This is a genomic window from Pseudomonas sp. LAMO17WK12:I10 (assembly GCF_900215185.1).
In the GTDB taxonomy this organism is placed as follows: domain Bacteria; phylum Pseudomonadota; class Gammaproteobacteria; order Pseudomonadales; family Pseudomonadaceae; genus Aquipseudomonas; species Aquipseudomonas chlororaphis.
Window position 1 is genome coordinate 1 of the sequence record NZ_OBDX01000051.1, and the last position, 17,168, is coordinate 17,168.

A 17,168-nucleotide genomic window follows, 5' to 3' on the forward strand; every position below is an offset into this window, starting at 1 on the left:
TAACACCCAAGCAATTTGCGCTTAACAGCCAGATTGCGGTGTGTGAAGACGAAACGAACCGAAAGTTTGCGAACACACAAAGCTATTACATACCCAATTTGCTGAAGCGTTGAAAGACGACTCGGCACACCGAATTTCTTGACGACCATAGAGCATTGGAACCACCTGATCCCATCCCGAACTCAGAAGTGAAACGATGCATCGCCGATGGTAGTGTGGGGTTTCCCCATGTGAGAGTAGGTCATCGTCAAGATTGAATTCCGAAACCCCAATTGCGAAAGCAATTGGGGTTTTGTTTTTGTGCGACAAAAAATGCCTCATCCCTCGCAACACTCACGTTGGTCCTCTCAGCTGTCACCGCTGCGTGACAGTGCTAAGGTTCGGCCCTAGCTTTTGCATTTTCCAAGGAAGCCCTTATGCCGGACGCCATGTCCCTCAGCGCTGGTTTTATGGTGGTTCACGGTAACCGCCTGGACGAGTTGCGCAGCCTGGTGGTCAGCTGGATGCGGCGTTACCCCTTGGCGCCGCTGGAGAATGAGATCGCCCTGGTCCAGAGCAACGGCATCGCCCAATGGCTGAAGCTGGCCTTGGCTGAGGACTCCGAGGATGACGACATGGGCGGCTGTGGCATCGCTGCTGCCATCGATGTGCAGCTCCCCGGCAGTTTCATGTGGCAGCTTTATCGCATGGTGCTGGGACGCGATGAAATCCCGCCCAAATCACTACTGGATAAAGCGCCGCTGACCTGGCGCCTGATGCGTCTTTTGCCCGAACTGATCGATCAGCCGCACTTCGAGCCCCTACGCCGTTTCCTTACTCACGACACGGATCTGCGCAAGCGCTATCAATTGGCCGAGCGCCTGGCTGACCTGTTCGACCAATATCAGGTCTATCGCGCCGACTGGTTGGAAGACTGGGCCGCAGGCAGGCATCAACTACGCAGCGCTCGAGGTGAGCCCAAGGCCCTGACCCCCGCCAACTGCTGGCAGGCCGAACTGTGGCGGGCGTTGTTGCTGGATGTGGGGGAGGAGGGCATGGCGCAAAGTCGCGCCGGTGTTCATCAACGTTTCATCGAACGAATCCTCAACCTGGAAACGGCGCCACAAGGGTTGCCCTCGCGAGTGATCGTTTTCGGGATTTCCTCCCTGCCGGCGCAAGCCCTGGAAGCCCTGGCCGGACTGGCCCGCTTCAGCCAGGTCCTGCTGTGTGTACACAACCCTTGTCGTCACCATTGGGCGGATATCGTCGCCGACAAGGACCTGCTGCGCCATCAATACAAACGTCAGGCGCGCAAGGCGGGGATGCCGGTGGTGCTCGACCCACAGACCTTGCATCAGCATGCCCACCCGCTGCTCGCCGCCTGGGGTAAACAGGGCCGTGACTACATCAATCTGCTCGACAGCTATGACGATCCCAACAGCTATCGCTCGGCTTTTCGCGACGGCCGTATCGACCTGTTCAGCGAGAGTCAGCCGCAGACTCTGCTGAACCAACTGCAGGACGATATCCTCGAATTGCGCCCGCTGGAGGAGACCCGCCAGTTGTGGCCGGCGGTCGATCTGCACCAGGACAAGTCTATCCGTTTTCACATTGCCCACAGTGCCCAGCGCGAAGTGGAAATTCTCCATGACCAGCTGCTTGCGCGCTTCAGTGAGGACCCTGAATTGCGTCCGCGGGATGTGATCGTGATGGTCCCGGATATCGACAGTTACGCGCCGCATATTCGCGCGGTCTTCGGTCAGTTGGAGCGTGACGATCGACGTTTTATTCCGTTCACCCTGACGGACCAGGGCCAACGTGGCCGCGACCCACTGCTGATTGCCGTGGAGCATCTGCTCAAGCTGCCGGACAGCCGGTTCCCCGTCAGCGAAATCCTCGACCTGCTGGATGTTCCGGCATTACGCGCACGTTTTGGCATTGATGAGGCCGATCTGCCGACCTTGCATCGCTGGATCGAAGGCGCCGGCATCCGCTGGGGCATGAACGCCGAACAACGGGCCGACCTGGGGTTGCCGGAGGAACTGGAGCAGAACAGCTGGCGTTTCGGCCTGCGCCGCATGTTGCTGGGTTACGCCGTGGGACGCTCCGATGCCTGCGAGGGGATCGAGCCTTACGATGAGATCGGTGGCCTGGATGCGGCCCTGATCGGGCCGCTGGTGGCTCTGCTCGATGCCCTGGAGATGGCCTATCAGAACCTCACATTGCCGGCTTCGCCGCCACAGTGGGGCGAGCGCCTGCAAGCCCTCACGCAGCAGTTCTTCCTGGCCAGTACCGAGCATGACGACTACCTGCTGAGCCAACTCGAAGACTTGCGCGAAACCTGGCTGGAAACCTGCGAGTCGGTTGGCCTGCATGATGAGCTGCCGCTGACCGTGGTCCGCGAAGCCTGGCTGGCTGGCCTGGACCAGGGCCGCTTGTCCCAGCGTTTCCTGGCCGGTGCGGTGAACTTCTGCACGCTGATGCCAATGCGTGCGATTCCCTTCAAGCTGGTATGCCTGCTGGGGATGAACGACGGCGACTACCCGCGGGCGCAACCGCCGCTGGATTTCGACCTGATGGGCAGCGACTACCGGCCCGGCGACCGCTCGCGGCGCGAAGACGACCGTTACCTGCTGCTGGAGGCGCTGCTTTCGGCGCGGGATCAACTGTACGTCAGTTGGGTCGGTCGCAGCATTCGCGACAACAGCGAACGCCCGGCCTCGGTGCTGATCGGCCAGTTGCGCGATCACCTGGCCAGTGGCTGGAAGCTGGCGAATGACCAGGACGATCTGCTCGACGCCATGACCCAGGAGCATCCACTGCAACCTTTCAGTGCCCGCTATTTCCATGAAGGCCATGGGCTGTTCAGCTATGCCCGTGAGTGGCAGCTGTTGCACCAGGCCCAAGCGGCTCCTCAAGTGCTTGAACCTCTGGCGCCTTATGTCCAGGAAGAGCCGTTGAGCCTGGGGCAGTTGCAGGACTTCCTGCGTAATCCGGTGCGGCATTTCTTCAGTCAGCGCCTCAAGGTGTTCTTCGAGGCGGCCGACGCGCCGTTGGCCGACGAAGAGCCTTTTGTGCTCGACGCGCTACAACGTTACAGCCTGAGCGACAGCCTGCTGGAGGCGGCGTTGAACTGCGCCGATGATCCGGACCAGGCCCTGCAGGCCCAGGCGCAACGGCTACAGGCCAGCGGTTTGCTGCCCATGGCCGGTTTTGGCGAGAGCCTGCAACGAGAGCTGATCGAGCCCTTGCCGGATCTGCTGATGCGTTATCGGCAATTGCTGGAGTTATGGCCAACGCCGGTCACCAGCGCCTTGCCGATTACCCTTGAACTCAAGGATGTGAAACTCGAAGGCTGGCTGAGCGGCCTGCACCAACGCAGCGACGGCGGGTTGCTGTCGGTCACCACCATCCCCAACAGCATCGGCTCACCCAAGACCCGCAAATGGCACCGCCTGACCCGGCCCTGGGTCAATCATCTGGTGGCCTGTGCCAGCGGCTATACCTTGACCACCGCGCTGGTGGCCAGCGACGACACCTTGTTGCTGCCGCCTCTGGACCGCGATGCGGCGCTGCAAAGCCTGGGCGATCTGCTGCTGGCCTGGCAGGCGGGCATGTGCCAGCCGCTGCCGGTAGCCGTGAAAACCGCCTTTGCCTGGCTGGGCCAGAGCGATCCGGGCAAGGCCGAAGCGGCGGCGCGCAAAGCTTATGAAGGCGATGGCCAGACCAGCGATGGCGAACGTCGGGAAAGCCCGGCCCTGGCGCGCCAGTACCCGGACTACAACGCGTTGATCGCCGACGAAACCTTCAGCGGTTGGGTTGATGCGCTGTATCGCCCACTCTTACAGGCGCCCTGGCGCTCCGCGGCCAATGGGGAGGCTGATGCATGACCCGGCAAGCACCTTTGGCCCTGGCGTTCCCGCTGCGGGGCAGCCAACTGATCGAAGCCAGCGCCGGCACGGGCAAGACCTTTACCATCTCGGCGCTTTACCTGCGCCTGGTGCTAGGGCACGGCGGCGAGCCGGCCGGGTTCGGTCGCGAGTTGTTGCCGCCGCAGATTCTGGTGGTGACCTTCACCGACGCGGCGACCAAGGAACTGCGCGAGCGGATCCGCACCCGCCTGGCTGAAGCCGCACGCTTTTTCCGCGATGAAACCGCCGCGCCCGACGCGCTGATTGCCGAGCTGCGCGATCAGTTCGCCGCCGAGCAATGGCCGGGTTGCGCCAGCCGCCTGGACATCGCCGCGCAATGGATGGACGAGGCCGCGGTCTCGACCATCCACAGTTGGTGTCAGCGCATGTTGCGCGAGCATGCGTTCGACAGCGGCAGCCTGTTTACCCAGACCCTGGAAACCGACCACAGCGATCTGCTGGGCGAAGTGTTGCGCGACTACTGGCGGCTGTTTTGCTACCCGATGCAGGGTGATGCGCTGAACTGGGTGCGGGCCAACTGGGGCGGGCCCGCGGCCTTGCTGCCCAGGGTGCGCGCGCTGTTTGGCAGCGAGCGGGAAGTGGACGCGGAGCAGACGCCGGCGCAGTTGATCGAAGCCTGCTTGCTGGAGCGTCGCGCGGCGTTGGTGCAGCTCAAGGCGCCTTGGCGGCAATGGGCTGGGCAACTGCGGGAGATCTGCTTGCAAGGCGTCGCCAGCAAGGCGGTCGATGGCCGCAAGATGCAGGCGCGCTACTTCGAGCCCTGGTTCGAAAAGATCACCGCCTGGGCCGAAGACGAGTCCATAGAACAACTGGATATCGGTACCGGCTTCAGCCGCCTGACCCCCGAAGGCATGGCCGAGGCCTGGAAAGGCGATGCGCCGGATCATCCCGCACTGGACGCCATGGCCGGGCTCAAGGTCGCGCTCGATGCCCTGCCGAGCCCCGACGCCGCGGTGTTGCAACACGCCGCGCGTTGGGTCGGCGCGCGCTTCGAGGAGGAGAAGCGCCGCCGTGCCGAGATGGGTTTCGACGATATGCTGCTGCGCCTCGACGCCGCGTTGCAGGCCGAGGGTGGCGAGCGTCTGGCGACGCTGATTCGCGAGCAGTTCCCGGTGGCCCTGATCGACGAATTCCAGGACACCGACCCGGTGCAGTACCGGATCTTCGAAAGCATCTACCGCATCGAGGACAACAACCCCGAGACCGGGCTGTTCCTGATCGGCGACCCCAAGCAGGCGATCTACGCCTTCCGCGGGGCGGACATTTACACCTACCTGCGCGCTCGCCAGGCCACCAGCGGCCGCCTGCATACCCTGGGCACCAACTTCCGTTCCAGCCACGCCATGGTCAAGGCGGTGAACCATGTATTCGAGCGTGCCGAGTCCCGTGAACAGGGGCGCGGCGCGTTCCTGTTCCGGGAAAAGAACGGAAAGAACCCGGTGCCGTTCCTGTCGGTGGCCTCCCAGGGGCGCAAGGAGCAGCTACAAAGAGAAGGGCAGGTGGTGCCGGCGCTGAATGTCTGGCACCTGTCCTCAGAGCAAGCCATTTCCGGGGCGCTGTATCGGCAGCAACTGGCGGCGGCCTGCGCCAGCGAAATCGTCGCCTTGCTCAACGGCGGGCAGCAGGCCAGCGCCGGCTTCGCCCGTGACAGCCAACCCTTCAAGGGCCTGCTGCCGGCGGACATCGCCATCCTGGTGCGCGATGGCAAGGAGGCCCAGGCCGTACGTGGCGAACTGGCCGCGCGCGGGGTGCGCAGCGTGTACCTGTCGGACAAGGACTCGGTGTTCGCCGCCCAGGAAGCCCACGACCTGCTGGCCTGGCTCAAGGCCTGTGCCGAGCCAGATATCGAGCGCCCGCTGCGCGCCGCGCTGGCCTCCATCACCCTGAACCTGCCGCTGGTGGAGCTGGAGCGCCTGAACCAGGATGAGCTGGCCTGGGAGAGCCGGGTCATGCAGTTCCGCGGTTATCGCCTGATCTGGCGTACCCAGGGTGTGCTGCCGATGCTGCGACGCCTGCTGCATGACTTCCAGTTGCCCCAGGCCCTGATCGCCCGCAGCGATGGCGAACGGGTCCTGACCAACCTGTTGCACCTGTCCGAACTGTTGCAGCAAGCGGCCGCCGAGCTGGACGGCGAACAAGCGCTGATCCGCCATCTGGCCGAACACCTGGCCTTGTCCGGGCAGGCTGGCGAAGAACAGATCCTGCGTCTGGAAAGCGACGAACAACTGGTCAAGGTGGTGACCATCCACAAATCCAAGGGCCTGGAGTACCCGCTGGTGTTCCTGCCGTTCATCTGTTCGGCCAAGCCGGTGGATGGCAGTCGCCTGCCGCTGCACTACCACGACGAGTCGGGCAAGGCCCAGGTGACGCTACGGCCAACCCCGGAGCTGATTGCCCAGGCCGACGACGAACGTCTGGCCGAAGACCTGCGCCTGCTCTACGTGGCCCTGACCCGTGCCCAGCATGCCTGCTGGCTGGGTGTCGCCGACCTCAAGCGCGGCAACCACAACAGCTCGGTGCTGCACCTCTCGGCCCTGGGCTACCTGTTGGGCGGCGGTGCGTTGTTGAACGAGTCCAGCGGCCTGACGCGCTGGCTGCAAGACCTGCAGCAAGGCTGCGAGGCCATGAGTGTCAGCGAAATGCCCAGCGCCTCCGACAGCCGCTTCCATCCGCCGCGCAACGACGCCACCCTGCTGGCACCCCTGGCTCCCAAGCGGCGCGCCGCGGAGAACTGGTGGATCGCGTCCTATAGCGCCCTGCGTATCAGCGACAGCCTGGGCGCCGGCAATACCGAGGCGCCGGAAAGCCCGCAGGCGCAGAAACTCTTCGACGATGAGCGCCTCGACCCCGATGCCCCGCGTGAAGTCGTGGCCAGCGGCGCGGACATCCATCGCTTCCCCCGTGGGCCGAACCCGGGGACCTTCCTCCACGGCCTGCTGGAGTGGGCCGGTGACGAGGGGTTCGCCGCCGACCCCGTCGCCATCGAGGACGCCATCGCTCGGCGCTGTAATCGCCGCGGTTGGCAAGGCTGGATCAAGACCCTGAGCGACTGGTTGCGGCATCTGTTGCAACTGCCTTTGCCAGCCGGTGCGGGGCGACCGCCGGTGGTGCTCGCACAGTTGAGCCAATACCGGGTCGAGATGGAATTCTGGTTCGCCAGCCACAAGGTCGATGTGCTCAAGCTCGACGAGCTGGTGCGCCAGTACACCCATCAAGGCGTGCCGCGGGTGACCGCCGAACCTGTCCTGCTCAATGGCATGTTCAAGGGCTTCATCGACCTGACCTTCGAGCATCAAGGGCGCTATTACGTGGCCGACTACAAATCCAACTGGCTGGGCGTGGATGACGCCGCCTATACCGAGCAGGCCATGGAACAATCGATTCTCGACAACCGTTACGACTTGCAATACGTGCTGTACCTGCTGGCCCTGCATCGCCAGTTGCGCGCGCGTCTGGCGGACTACGATTACGACCGGCACATGGGCGGTGCCCTGTACCTGTTCTTGCGTGGCACGGGTTCGGCCAGCCGCGGCGTGTTTTTCACCCGGCCACCCCGTGAGCTGATCGAGCGCCTGGACCGTTTGTTCCAGGGCAAACCCGAGCAGCCCAAGGCCGAGCCGGCGTGGGAACAGGGAGTATTGCTGTGATCGAGGATCTGCTGACGCCGCTGGAACCCCAGCCCCATCCCGACCTGGCGCCCCTGGTACGGGCCGGCGATTTGCTGCTGTTGCTCGATCGTTGGGTCGAGCGCGGCTGGTTGCGCGCCCTGGACAAGGCTTTCGTAGGCTTCCTCCATGAGCTGGAGCCACAAGGCGATCCACTGGTGCTGATGGCCGCGGCGTTGACCAGCCATCAACTGGGCCACGGGCATGTTTGCCTGGATCTGTTCGAAACCCTCAAGGAGCCGGACTTCGCCCTGTCCCTGCCGCCGGAAGGCGACCTGCAAAGCACGGCGGCGGTACTGCCGTCGCAGGTGCTGGCGACGCTGGACGGCGCGCACTGGTGCAAGGCCCTGGCGGCCAGTCGCCTGGTGGCGCTGGCGGCCGACCAGAGCGAGCAGGCCCGCCAGCGGCCTTTGGTGTTGTCGGGCAAGCGCCTGTATCTGCGCCGTTACTGGGCCTATGAGCGGCGCATCGACAATGCCTTGCGCCAGCGCCTGGCGGTGCAGGAGGAAACCCCCGCGGATTTGGCCGAGCGTCTCGGCGGCCTGTTCGGCGCGGCCAAGGCGGCGGGGCCGGTGGACTGGCAGAAGCTTGCCTGTGCGCTGGCCACCCGAGGCGCCTTCAGCATCATTACCGGCGGGCCGGGAACCGGTAAAACCACCACCGTAGTACGCCTGCTGGCCTTGCTCCAGGCCCCGGCTGTCGAAGCCGGCAAGCCTTTGCGCATCCACCTCGCCGCGCCCACTGGCAAGGCGGCGGCGCGCCTCACCGAATCCATCAGCCTGCAAGTGCGCTCCCTGTCGGTCGACGACAGTGTGCGCGAGAAGATCCCCAGCGACGTGACCACGGTGCACCGGCTGTTGGGCAATCGTCCGGGAACCCGGCACTTCCGCCATCACGCCGGCAACCGCTTGCCCCTGGATGTGCTGGTGGTCGACGAAGCCTCGATGATTGACCTGGAGATGATGGCCAATCTGCTCGATGCGCTGCCGGTGCACGCGCGCCTGGTGTTGCTCGGGGACAAGGATCAACTGGCCTCGGTGGAAGCCGGCGCGGTGCTCGGCGATCTGTGCCGCGACGCCGAGGCCGGCTGGTACAGCCCGCAGACCCGCAGCTGGCTCGAGGCCGTCAGCGGCGAACAGCTGGCGGACAGCGGTCTGCAGGAAGACAGCGCCGGCGTTCACCCGCTGGCCCAGCAGGTGGTGATGCTGCGCCACTCCCGGCGCTTCGGCGAAGGCAGCGGTATCGGCCAGCTGGCGCGCTGGGTCAACCAGCAGCAGGCCGAGGAAGCGCGCCGTCTACTGGCCGCCCGCAGCCATGCCGACCTGTATGGCTTGAGCCTCAAGGGCGAGCAGGACCGCGCTCTGGAGCGCTTGCTGCTGGAAGGCCATGGCGACGGGCCGCAGGGTTACCGGCATTACCTGAGCCTGTTGCGCGGCCAGCGCCCGCCTGCCGATACAGCGTTGGAAGATCCGCGCTGGACCGCCTGGGCCCGCGATGTGTTGCTGGCCTTCGACCAGTTCCAGTTGCTCTGCGCGGTGCGCAAGGGGCCTTGGGGTGTCGAGGGGTTGAACCAGCGGATCACCGCCGCCCTGTTCAAGGCGCGGCTGATCGAAAGCGATCAGCAGTGGTACGAAGGTCGTCCGGTGCTGATGACCCGCAACGATTACGGCCTGGGCCTGATGAACGGCGATATCGGCATTGCCTTGAAGTTGCCCGAGCACGAAGGCACGCAAGACGGGCGCCTGGTGCTGCGGGTGGCCTTCCCGCGCAACGATGGCCAGGGTGGCGTGCGTTTCGTGTTGCCGAGCCGGCTCAACGATGTGGAAACCGTGTACGCCATGACCGTGCACAAATCCCAGGGCTCGGAGTTCGCCCACACCGCGCTGATCCTGCCCGAGGCGCTGAACCCGGTGCTGACCAAGGAACTGATCTACACCGGCATCACCCGGGCCAAGGACTGGTTCAGCCTGATCGAGCCGCGGGCCGGGGTGTTCGAAGAGGCGGTGCGGCGCAAGGTCAAGCGCTTGAGCGGGTTGATGCTCGACCTGGGTTGAACGCCGGGTCACTGGCGTTCGGCACTCGATCAGAACGCCGCGGCCAGTGCCGTCGCGCTTGGCTGCTCCAGCCCCATGAAGCGTCTGACCCGTTCCCCCGCCGCTGCTTCGCGGATCGCTTGCGGGCTGGCGTCCAGCTGGATATTGCCGCCCTCCATGAAGATCACCCGATCGGAAATCGACAGGGCGAAGTCCATCTCGTGGGTGACGATCAACATGGTCATGCCTTCTCGGGCCAGGTCGCGAATCACGTTCAACACATCGCCCACCAGCTCGGGATCGAGGGCCGAGGTCGGCTCGTCGAAAAGCATGATCTGCGGCTCCATCGCCAGGGCCCGGGCAATCGCCACGCGCTGCTGCTGGCCGCCGGACAGCTGGTGCGGGTACTTGTGGGCGTGGGCCAGCAGGCCGACCTTGTCCAGCAAGGCGTAAGCCTGCTGCTCGCTCAAGGCCTTGCTGCTGCCGTGGTAACGCGGCGCCAGGCAGATGTTGTCGAGGATGCAGCGATGGGGGAACAGGTTGAAGTTCTGGAAGACCATGCCGATGTGCCGCACGCCCTCGCGCACCTGCGGGCTGTTGAGGTTGTCGCCGGCGCTGATGAAGCTGTTGCCGAACAGCACGATCTCGCCCTGGTCGATACGCTCCAGGCCGTTGATGGTGCGGATCAGCGAGGTCTTGCCCGAACCGGACGGACCGATGATGGAAATCACCTGGCCACTGGCGACGTTCAGGTCGACGCCCTTGAGCACCTGATGATCGCCGTAGCGCTTGTGGATGTTTTGCAGTTGCAGGGCCGGGGCACTGCCGGCTACCGATCGTGGGCGAGGGCGGCTGTGCTGCGGTTGTGCCTGTTGCCGGAGCCGCTCGGTGCCGGCGGCATCCAGGGTTTGCGGGGTGCGCAGGTTCAGGTCCAGGTGGCGTTCCAGGCGCTGCAGCAACCAGGCGAACAGGGTGACGATCAGCACGTAGTACACCGCCACCGCGGCCAGGGTCTCCATCACCAGGAAGTTCTGCGCATACAGGCGCTGGCCGACGGTGAGCAGTTCGGTCAGGGAGATCACCGAGATCAGCGAAGTCAGCTTGACCACGGTGATGTACTCGTTGATCAGGGTCGGCAGGGAAATGCGGAAGGCCTGGGGGATGACGATCAGCCGTTGCAAGCCGATCAGGCCGATGCCCAGCGCGCGGCCGGCTTCCTTCTGCCCCTTGGCCACCGAGATCAGCCCACCACGATGGATTTCCGCCATGTACGCCGCTTCGGTCACCACCAGGGCGAGCAGCCCCGAGTAGAAGGGGTTGGACAGCACCGAACCGGTGGCCGGAAACAGCTGGGGCAGGTTGTAGACGAAGACCACCAGCACCAGCAGCGGAATGCTGCGAAAGAACCAGATGTACAGCGCTGCCGGGGTTCTGATCCAGGCGGCCGTGGAGAGTTTGGCCGAGGCCAGGAGAAAGCCCAGCAGCATGCCGATGAACCAGGCCAGGGCGCTGAGCTGGACCACGGTGACGCAGGCATGCCAGAAGCTGGGTAGGGAAAACAGGGAGATGAAGTAGGACCAGTCGAATTGCATAAACACCTCGGGCGGCTTCGGATCGCAGGCATCAGGACGGGCGCTGCGCGCTCGATCGGGGGCCGGTCACGGGCGCATCCGTGCGCCGCAGTGGCTTGTCAGTCAGTCACCGGTTCCAGGTTGTATTTGCCGAGGATCGCGGCGTACTCGCCGTTCTTGCGGCTCTCGGCGAAGGCTTCCTGCAGCGCCTTGTAGGTGGCGTCGTTGCCTTTCTTGACGAAGATGCCGAGGGTTTGCTGATAGATCAGGTGCTGGCTGGTGACCACCACCCGACCCTGGGTACGTTCGGCGATCATCTTCGCCGCGCCGGCGATTTCCACCTGGGCCTGGATGTTCTTCGACAGCAGGGCCTGGGTTACCTCAGGTGCCGAGGGGTATTCGCTGACACTGATCGCGCCCTTGTTGTTTGGCACGCAGTAGTCGCTGGAGAGCTTCTGTAACTGGCTGACCCAGGTGGTGCCCTGTTCCAGCCCGACCTTCAGGCCGCACAGGTCTTCAGGGGTTTGTGGATTCAGGCCGCTGTCCTTGGACGTCATGATCGCCGCGCCGGTTTTCGCATAGGCGATGGTCATGGCTTGGGTCTGCCGTTCCGGAGTGATGTACATGCCGGAAATGATCGCGTCGTAGCGACCGGCGTTGAGGCCGAGGATCAGGCTGGGGAACTTGGTGTCGACGAACTCGGCCTTGGCGTTCAGGTGCCTGGCCAGGGCGTGAGCCAGTTCCGGGTCGGAGCCGACCACGTTCTTCTCGCTGTCATAGGACTCGAACGGCGGGTAGGTGATTTCCATGCCGATCTTCAGCTGTCCGGGTGTCGCGGTCGAGGCCAGGCCAGCGGTGGCGCACAACAGGCCGGCGGTGAGCAGGGTCAGGCGAGCAACGTTGTTTTTGTTAAGCATCGTGGGTCTCTCCAGGGGATGGAAGCAAAGGGCAAAAGGGTGGTTAGGACGCTTGCGACTGGTGTTTCAGGTGGCCGAAGCTCGAAGGCTTGCGGGCCTTTTCCGGCAGGCGGATCTCGCCGTTCTCCACGCGCTTGCGCAGGTACTGGTAGGTCTGCAGGGCCTGGCCATACATGTGTTCGCCGATGGCGATCTGCTCGTAGTCGTCCGAGGCCTTGGCGAACTGCGGCAAAGGCTTGATCTGGGTATGAAAGTCGCAGGCGTAGAACAGCGGAAACGAGTAGCGCTCCTCGCTGACGCTGCGCACCCGGTGGGCGGTGGCGACAAAGGCGCCGGCGGTCATCACCTCCAGCATGTCGCCGATGTTCACCACAAAGGCGTCGGCCAGCGGCGGGGCATCGATCCACTGGCCCAGGTTGTTCATCACCTCCAGGCCCGGCTTGTCGGCCAGCAGGATGGTGAAGCACTCGTAGTCGGTGTGGGCGCCGATGCCGGGCGCATCCTGAGCCGCGTCGTCGAACGGGTAGTGGATCAGGCGCAGCTTGGAAGGCGGGCGGGTGACCAGGGCGTCGAAATAGTTTTCCTCCAGGCCCAGGGCCAGGGCGAACCCGCCGAACAGGCGCCTGCCGAGGGCGAAGACGGCCGCGTAATAGGCTTGCACCGCCTCCTTGAAGCCGGGCAGTTCTGGCCATTCGTTCGGCCCCAGCAGCGGCGTGTTGGCCAGGACCAGGGGATCGTCGGCCGGTACTTCGAAGCCGATGTCGAAGGCTTCCTTGTGATCCGGCTTGCCCTTGGAATACACCTCCTCGCCCTCGGGGACGAAACCCTTGTGGCTTTTCGAGGTGCCGATGTAGTGCTGCATCTTGCTGTCCAGGGGTTGGGCGAAATAGTCCCTGGCGGCCTGGCGCAGGCCGGCGATCAACTGCGGGTCGATGCCATGACTGGTGATGTAGAGAAAGCCCACTTCGCTGGCGGCCGCTCCCAACTGCTCGGCGACGGCCAGCCGGTGCTCCAGCTCGATGCTGAACAGGCCGGCGATGTCCACCACCGGAATGTGCTTGAAGTTGGCCTTGGCCGGGGTGTTATCGATCTTCTCGGGCATGACGCAAGAACCTCACGGACGGGTTGAGTGGGTGAAGCGGTCGAAGTGTTCGCGCTCGGTCCTGGCCATCCACTGGTTCAGCGACCAGAGGTCGGCCACTGGCACGTTGGTGAAGGGCAGGTGATGCAGGTAGCCGTCGGCGCCGAACTCCGGGGTCAGGGTGCTGACCTGGTAGCCACGGGCCTTTTGCGAATGCCAGATGGCTTCCCAGTGCTGCTGGTGGAACGCCAGTTCACGGGCATATTCCGGGGCGGCGGGGTGCGGGACTTGTGGCCCCTGGTCATAGCCGACCCGGGCCTGGATATGGTGAACGCGCTCGACGAAGGCGCTCAGGTCATCGAAGGGGTCATCCAGCAGGCGTTCGCAGGTGACGACCCAGTGGCTGATATCGCTGGTGAAACGCAGGTCGGGCAATTGCCGGATCAGCTCCAGGGTGACCCAGGGATTGAACAGCGAACGGGCGCGGTGGGTCTCGAAGCTGCAGAACTGGCCATGCTTGCGCGCCAGCTCCATGGCCTGGCCGAAGAACTCGACTTGCTGGGCCAGGGGCCAGCGGTCGTTGCCGGCCAGCACATTGACGAAGCGCGGCGCCAGTTCGGCGGCCCAGGCGAGCTTGCGCTCCAGGTCCAGCAGGTGTTCCTGGAACGCGGCCGACTGTTTTGGCAGGACGTCGTAGGCGGTGAAAACCGTGCAGATGTAGGCGAGGCGATTGTCCCGCAGGAAAGTGCCGAATTCGCCGCGTTCGCGGGCTTGCAAAGGCAGGCGGGCTTCCATACCGTCGAAGCCGGCGGCTAGCAGCTCGTCGAGGGCCTGGGCTGGGCTGGCGGTATAGCCCCAGAGTGTGCGGAATATTTCCAGTTGCATCGGCTAACCTCAAAGATGTCTTGGGCTACTCATGGCACCGCAAAGGCACTGGGCCGACGCGGCGATACTGGGCAGTAGCAAAAGACATTCCTTGAGCCGGGTCTCTGCGGATCCGGTCTCACCGAGGGCGCTCTGGACGGCTCGCTCTCTGGCGCCGATCTTAAGCAGGCGATGCAGGCATGAAGAATAGGAAGGCTCAAATCGTTACTTCATTTTTTTCTAAACCAATAGCCTGCTACCCATACCTGGGAACCTCGCGGCGGTTTCACCGGCTGTGCTATCGTTGCGGCATCATTGTATGAAGATCAAAGAGAATCCCTGCATGAACGTGGCTGTCTCGGCGACAGAGCGCTTTTCGGGCTGGAGGCAGGTACTGCTGTCCGCCCTGGTCTGTCTGTTGAGCACTTTTGCCGTCGCGCAACCCGAGCCTGCTGCCACCAGCCTGGCAGACCAGCGCGCCAAGGCGGTGACTCAAGTGGTGCTGGGGATTCTCAGTTATGCACGCTGGCCGGTAGAGCCGGCGCAATTGCGTTTGTGCGTGGTGGGGCCGACCGAATACACCGACGACCTGGTCAAGGGCACGACCCAGGCCACGGGCCGCCCGGTTCTGGTGCAGCGCTTGCTGGCCGACAACCCGGCCATCGTCAGCGAGTGCGATGCGGTGTACATCGGCAAGCTGACCGACGACCAGCGCGCCCGCCTGTTCACTTCCCTGGTCGGTCATCCGGTATTGAGCATCAGCGAGGGCGGCGACCAGTGCACAGTCGGTAGCCTGTTCTGCCTGCGCGTCAGTGACAATCAGGTGTCATTCGAGGTCAACCTGGATTCGGTGGCGCGCAGTGGCGTGCGGATTCATCCAAGCGTGCTGCAACTCTCCCGTCGTCGACCGGCGGCGCCATGAGCCTCTTCAAATCTCCTGCTCGCCCTACCTTGCGTTCGGTCATTGGCCGCGGGAACCTGACTGTCGCGTTGCTGGCCATTTCCATGGCCAGCCTGTCCCTGACATTGCTCGGGGTACTGGCGTTGCGGGTGTATGCCGATCACAACCTGCATCTGATCGCGCGTTCGATCAATTACACGGTCGAAGCGGCGGTGGTGTTCAACGACAGCGCCGCGGCGACCGAAGCCCTGGCCCTGATTGCCTCCACCGAAGAGGTGGCCGATGCCCAGGTACTCGATGCCCGGGGGCGCGTGCTGGCCCATTGGGAGCGGCCGGAAATCGGTTTGCTGACCGATCTGGAAATGCAGATCGCCCGGGCCTTTCTCGAGAAGCCCATCACCGTGCCGATCATGCATCAGGGCCAGGAAATCGGCAGCATCGCCCTGACCGGGCACGGCGGCAGCCTGCTGCGCTTCCTGCTCAGTGGGCTGGTGGGGATTGTCCTGTGTATCGCGGTGAGCGCCTGGGTCGCGCTTTCCCTGGCGCGCCGGCAGTTGCGCGGCATCACCGGGCCGCTGCGCAGCCTGGCCGATGTGGCCCATGCCGCGCGCCGCGAGCGGGCATTCGACGTTCGGGTGCCGCCGGCGGAAATTGCCGAACTGGACAACCTGGGCAACGACTTCAATGCCCTGCTCGATGAGCTGGAAGCCTGGCAAACCCACTTGCAGAGTGAAAACGAAACCCTGGCCCACCAGGCCAGCCATGACAGCCTGACCGGGTTGCCGAACCGGGCGTTTTTCGAGGGCCGGCTGATCCGCGCGCTGCGCGGCGCCAGCAAGCTCAACGAACGGGTGGCGGTGCTGTTTCTCGACAGTGACCGTTTCAAGGGCATCAACGACAACTTCGGTCACGCCGCCGGCGACGCGGTGCTGATGGCGGTGGCGTCGCGGGTGCGCGCGCAGTTGCGCGAGGAAGACCTGGTGGCGCGCCTGGGGGGCGACGAGTTCGCCATTCTGCTGACACCGCTGCACCGCATCGAGGATGCCGAGCGTATCGCGGAAAAAATCATCGCCAGCATGGAGGTGCCGATTGCCTTGCCAGGCAGTACTTCGGTACTGACTTCCCTCAGTATCGGTATTGCCGTCTACCCTGATCATGGCACCACCCCGGGTGCTCTGCTCAACGCCGCCGATGCGGCGATGTATCAGGCCAAGCGTGTCTCTCGAGGCGGGCAACACACCGCGGGGTCGGAGCCCCCCGTCGTTCACGTTCAATCCAGGAGCTAATTCTTTGTTTTCACTGACTCGACCTTGCTTGCGACTTTTCACCACCGGCCTGTTGCTGGCGCTGCTTTCATTGACCGGTTGCCAGAGCGTGCCGCCCAAGGGGCTGACCCCGCAGCAAGTGGCGGTGCTCAAGCAGGAGGGCTTTGAGCTGACGGACGAGGGCTGGGCCTTCGGCCTGTCCGGCAAGGTGCTGTTCGGCAGCGATATCGAGACACTGAATGCCGCCAGTACCGAGATCGTCGAGCGCATCGGCAAGGCCCTGGTCAGCGTGCACATCGACAAGGTCCGGGTCGATGGCCACACCGATGGCTCCGGCAGGGAAAGCTACAACCAGCAACTGTCCCTGCGCCGGGCGAAAAGCGTAAGCAAGGTACTGGTGGCCACGGGCATGCGCGAAGAAAACATCCAGCTGCGCGGCCTGGGCAGCAGCGAGCCGGTGGCCTCCAACAGCACGGTGGCCGGACGTACCGAAAACCGTCGCGTCTCGATCGTGGTCATTGCCGACTGATCGGCGAAGACCATCATGCCAGCAGGCCCTGATTCTTCCTTCACACTGCGGATCCCACAGCAGGGTGATCCGCTAGGTCTTCGCAGTAGCAGGACCAGGCTGTGCTAAGTGGATCTTGCAGTGGCGCTGGCAGGGCGCCTTAGGTTCTGTACGAAAACCCTTGAAACATCGAAATGGGTAAAATCGCCGCCATCAACGGCAGGAGCCCCTGATGGCCAAGCGATACGAACTCAGCGATGCGTCCTGGGAAATGATTGAAGATCTCATCACCCAGGATCAGAAAACGGGACGCCCAAGAAACGACGACCGCTTGATGCTCAACGGCATCCTATGGGTGCTCTGCTCAGGCGCCGCATGGCGCGATATGCCTGAGCGTTTCGGCCCTTGGTCGACGGTCTATCAACGCTTTCGCGACTGGCGCAATCGAGGCA

11 protein-coding genes and 1 rRNA gene are annotated in these 17,168 nt (G+C 64.0%); 8 read left to right on the top strand and 4 right to left on the bottom strand.

Annotated features, from left to right (window positions below):
• The first annotated feature begins 137 nt into the window (after positions 1-137).
• The 4 genes from rrf to recD all read left to right on the top strand — a co-directional run bounded on the left by rrf (position 138) and on the right by recD (position 9,630).
• A 5S ribosomal RNA gene (gene rrf / locus CRO75_RS31160) occupies positions 138-253 on the top strand.
• Positions 254-416: 163 nt separating this feature from the next.
• Positions 417-3,869, top strand: a complete 3,453-nt coding sequence (gene recC, locus CRO75_RS31165; protein ID WP_097140438.1) for an exodeoxyribonuclease V subunit gamma — start codon at positions 417-419, stop codon at positions 3,867-3,869.
• Positions 3,866-7,558 (top strand): exodeoxyribonuclease V subunit beta, encoded by a 3,693-nt coding sequence (gene recB / locus CRO75_RS31170; protein WP_097140440.1) that lies wholly within the window; start codon positions 3,866-3,868, stop codon positions 7,556-7,558. The genes recC and recB overlap by 4 nt, the downstream gene beginning before the upstream one ends.
• The gene (gene recD / locus CRO75_RS31175) at positions 7,555-9,630 is read left to right on the top strand and encodes an exodeoxyribonuclease V subunit alpha (protein ID WP_097140442.1); all 2,076 of its coding nucleotides are present in this window, start codon (positions 7,555-7,557) and stop codon (positions 9,628-9,630) included. Before recB ends, recD begins: the two co-directional genes overlap by 4 nt.
• A gap of 29 nt (positions 9,631-9,659) precedes the next feature.
• On the opposite strand, the gene CRO75_RS31180 is transcribed toward recD, so the two are convergent.
• The 4 genes from CRO75_RS31180 to CRO75_RS31195 form a co-directional block, all read right to left on the bottom strand.
• Positions 9,660-11,201: an amino acid ABC transporter permease/ATP-binding protein gene (locus CRO75_RS31180; RefSeq protein ID WP_097140445.1), complete on the bottom strand. Its 1,542-nt coding sequence runs from the start codon at positions 11,199-11,201 to the stop codon at positions 9,660-9,662.
• A gap of 98 nt (positions 11,202-11,299) precedes the next feature.
• Positions 11,300-12,097, bottom strand: a complete 798-nt coding sequence (locus CRO75_RS31185; RefSeq protein WP_007922149.1) for an ABC transporter substrate-binding protein — start codon at positions 12,095-12,097, stop codon at positions 11,300-11,302.
• Between the two features lie 43 nt (positions 12,098-12,140).
• Positions 12,141-13,199: a 2-oxoglutarate and iron-dependent oxygenase domain-containing protein gene (locus CRO75_RS31190; RefSeq protein WP_097140447.1), complete on the bottom strand. Its 1,059-nt coding sequence runs from the start codon at positions 13,197-13,199 to the stop codon at positions 12,141-12,143.
• Positions 13,200-13,211: 12 nt separating this feature from the next.
• On the bottom strand, positions 13,212-14,063 hold the full coding sequence (locus CRO75_RS31195; RefSeq protein ID WP_097140450.1) for a TIM barrel protein: 852 nt from the start codon (positions 14,061-14,063) through the stop codon (positions 13,212-13,214).
• A gap of 322 nt (positions 14,064-14,385) precedes the next feature.
• Between CRO75_RS31195 and CRO75_RS31200 the strand changes: the two genes are divergently transcribed.
• The 4 genes from CRO75_RS31200 to CRO75_RS31215 form a co-directional block, all read left to right on the top strand.
• Positions 14,386-14,964: a YfiR family protein gene (locus CRO75_RS31200; protein WP_097140452.1), complete on the top strand. Its 579-nt coding sequence runs from the start codon at positions 14,386-14,388 to the stop codon at positions 14,962-14,964.
• Positions 14,961-16,229: a diguanylate cyclase gene (locus tag CRO75_RS31205; RefSeq protein WP_097140454.1), complete on the top strand. Its 1,269-nt coding sequence runs from the start codon at positions 14,961-14,963 to the stop codon at positions 16,227-16,229. The genes CRO75_RS31200 and CRO75_RS31205 overlap by 4 nt, the downstream gene beginning before the upstream one ends.
• A 4-nt stretch (positions 16,230-16,233) precedes the next feature.
• Complete coding sequence (locus tag CRO75_RS31210) at positions 16,234-16,737, top strand: OmpA family protein (protein ID WP_009042048.1); 504 nt, start codon at positions 16,234-16,236, stop codon at positions 16,735-16,737.
• Positions 16,738-16,948: 211 nt separating this feature from the next.
• The coding region (locus CRO75_RS31215) for a transposase (RefSeq protein ID WP_143504277.1) at positions 16,949-17,168 on the top strand (220 nt) is incomplete at its 3' end.

Bases quoted from the DNA above. Each gene is read 5' to 3' on its own strand.
- CRO75_RS31195 (WP_097140450.1), bottom strand. From the start codon at position 14,063: ATGCAACTGGAAATATTCCGCACACTCTGGGGCTATACCGCCAGCCCA.
- CRO75_RS31205 (WP_097140454.1), top strand. From the start codon at position 14,961: ATGAGCCTCTTCAAATCTCCTGCTCGCCCTACCTTGCGTTCGGTCATT.
- CRO75_RS31180 (WP_097140445.1), bottom strand. From the start codon at position 11,201: ATGCAATTCGACTGGTCCTACTTCATCTCCCTGTTTTCCCTACCCAGC.
- CRO75_RS31190 (WP_097140447.1), bottom strand. From the start codon at position 13,199: ATGCCCGAGAAGATCGATAACACCCCGGCCAAGGCCAACTTCAAGCAC.
- recC (WP_097140438.1), top strand. From the start codon at position 417: ATGCCGGACGCCATGTCCCTCAGCGCTGGTTTTATGGTGGTTCACGGT.
- CRO75_RS31185 (WP_007922149.1), bottom strand. From the start codon at position 12,097: ATGCTTAACAAAAACAACGTTGCTCGCCTGACCCTGCTCACCGCCGGC.
- CRO75_RS31200 (WP_097140452.1), top strand. From the start codon at position 14,386: ATGAACGTGGCTGTCTCGGCGACAGAGCGCTTTTCGGGCTGGAGGCAG.
- recB (WP_097140440.1), top strand. From the start codon at position 3,866: ATGACCCGGCAAGCACCTTTGGCCCTGGCGTTCCCGCTGCGGGGCAGC.